This window comes from Paraglaciecola sp. (assembly GCF_030730205.1).
GTDB lineage: Bacteria > Pseudomonadota > Gammaproteobacteria > Enterobacterales > Alteromonadaceae > Paraglaciecola.
In genome coordinates, this window is sequence record NZ_JANQVQ010000234.1 from 1 (window position 1) to 2,306 (window position 2,306).

The 2,306-nt window shown below is 42.3% G+C and carries 1 protein-coding gene and 2 tRNA genes; all 3 read right to left on the reverse strand.

Annotation, left to right across the window (positions count from 1 at the left end; genetic code table 11):
* Nucleotides 1-136: 136 nt before the first annotated feature.
* Nucleotides 137-212 (reverse strand) — tRNA-Glu (locus NWQ57_RS15475).
* A gap of 191 nt (nucleotides 213-403) precedes the next feature.
* Nucleotides 404-479: transfer RNA gene (locus NWQ57_RS15480), tRNA-Ala, on the reverse strand.
* A 100-nt stretch (nucleotides 480-579) separates the two neighbouring features.
* Nucleotides 580-1,989 carry a glutamate--tRNA ligase gene (gene gltX, locus NWQ57_RS15485; RefSeq protein ID WP_306023063.1) on the reverse strand — a complete coding sequence of 470 codons (1,410 nt, stop codon included), beginning with the start codon at nucleotides 1,987-1,989 and terminating at the stop codon, nucleotides 580-582.
* Nucleotides 1,990-2,306: the final 317 nt, after the last annotated feature.

The window sequence follows — 2,306 nt, forward strand, 5'->3', positions numbered from 1 at the left end:
TACACTTTTGAGATTTCTTGCAAATTCAGCAAAGCTGAACCCGTCTAACTGTTTATCTCACAATCTAGGTATTGTAAGACCTTCCTTGTTTGTCTTTTTACAGACTTCGATGCTTAATCCTTAAGCATCGATAATATGGCGTCCCCAAGGGGATTCGAACCCCTGTTACCGCCGTGAAAGGGCGGTGTCCTAGGCCTCTAGACGATGGGGACAGAAAAATTGCTAATCAAAGCGGAGCTTTGATATTTTTCTGTAAGGAGAGGTGAGCCAGCGAACCGAGCGACCTTACTTTACAGCATCAAAACAACGCTTAGTAACATTTCTGCAAACCCGGAAAACCGAGTCCGTCTAATTCTTTTCATATTCGTTTTAACTAGGTTTAAAACGAACGTTCCATGATACTTGGTGGAGCCAGGCGGGATCGAACCGCCGACCTCTTGCATGCCATGCAAGCGCTCTCCCAGCTGAGCTATGGCCCCAAACATTTTTCAAAACTAATGTTTCAAAATTTGTTCTCGCGTCGTTCCTTGACAGCGGGGCGCATTCTAGGCATCTGCTCTTAAGCTGTCAACGATTTTTTTAGGAATTTTCTCTGACTGCTATATATTCGAGCGCTTTGGTTATACGTTGTTCAATTTGCTCAGGTTTTAACAAGTTTAACGTTTGATCAAGTGAAGGGGAATTACCACTTCCAGTCACCGCAACACGCAACGGCATGCCAACCTTACCCATCCCTACCCCAAGCTCTTCAGCCGTCTGATCAATCGCTTGATGAATGGTTTCAGTGTTCCACTCAGTTAAAGCAAGCAGCTTTGCTTTTACCAATTCCAGTGCGTCTTTCGCGACTGGACGCAAATGTTTTTTTGCTGCAGCTTCGTCAAAAGACTCATAGTCTTCATAAAAATAGCGACTAATACTAGCAAGCTCTTTTAAATCTTTCACACGTTCGGCTTGAACAGAAATTATGGCTTCTAAAGCTGGCCCATTAGAGATATCAATACCTTGTTGCTCAAAATGCCATTTTGCATATTTAGCTACTTCGTTTGCGGGTAATGAACGCATATAGTGTTGATTTAGCCAAATTAACTTATCAGTATTAAACGCTGAAGCTGATTGACCAATGTCATCTAAACTAAACAGTTCAATCATTTCTGCTAACGAAAATATTTCTTGGTCTCCATGAGACCAGCCCAAACGGACAAGATAATTTAATAAGGCTTGCGGCAAATAACCATCATCGCGATATTGCATAACACTCACGGCACCATGGCGTTTTGATAACTTTTTACCATCATCACCTAGAATCATCGAAACATGTGCATATTCAGGAATAGGTGCGCCCAAGGCTTGCAATATATTAATTTGTCTGGGGGTGTTATTAATATGATCTTCACCTCTGACGACGTGGGTAATACCCATGTCCCAATCGTCTATCACTACACAGAAATTATACGTAGGTACACCATCAGTGCGCCTAATAATAAGATCATCTAATTCCGAGTTAGCAATCGTGATATCGCCTCTTATGTGATCCTTTACAACAACAGAACCGCTTTGTGGGGTTTTAAAACGAATAGCAAAAGGTTGACCTTCAGGATGGTCAGTTCTATCACGCCACGTACCAGGATAACGCGGTTTTTCACCTTTACTCATTTGTTCTTCACGAATAGCATCTAATTCAGCAGCAGGCATAAAGCACTTATAAGCCTTACCTTGCGCTAATAGTTGGTCGATGACATCATTGTAACGGTCAAAACGTTTGGTTTGGTAGTAAGGACCATCGTCCCACACTAAGCCCAACCACTCCATGCCTTCCAAAATTGCATCTATAGCTTCTTGAGTAGAGCGCTCAATATCCGTGTCTTCAATACGTAATACAAATTTGCCACCTTGGCTTTTTGCATATAACCAAGAATAAAGAGCCGTGCGAGCACCGCCGACGTGAAGAAAGCCTGTTGGGCTGGGAGCAAAACGAGTAACCACTGTCATGTGATGATAATATCCTAATAAAAATTTGGTCGCATTTTACCAGCCTATCAGCCTTAAACAAAAGGCTTACTCGGAATTTCCCTAAAAACCTCCTGAAGTTGTCTAATAATCCAACAATGGCGGCCTTGTCGTTGAGTTTTTGAACACTTAACCATTATTTTTAAATTTTATGTTGACACTAAAAAGCGCCTCCCTATAATACGCCCCACTTACACGGCAGCGCGATTGTTTAAACAATAACGTTAAACAGTAAGAGAAATTTGGACGCTTAGCTCAGTTGGGAGAGCATCGCCCTTACAAGGCGGGGGTCACTGGTT

What these genes read in the sequence shown, in the direction of transcription:
- gltX (WP_306023063.1), bottom strand. Translation starts at nt 1,989, where the DNA reads ATGACAGTGGTTACTCGTTTTGCTCCCAGCCCAACAGGCTTTCTTCAC.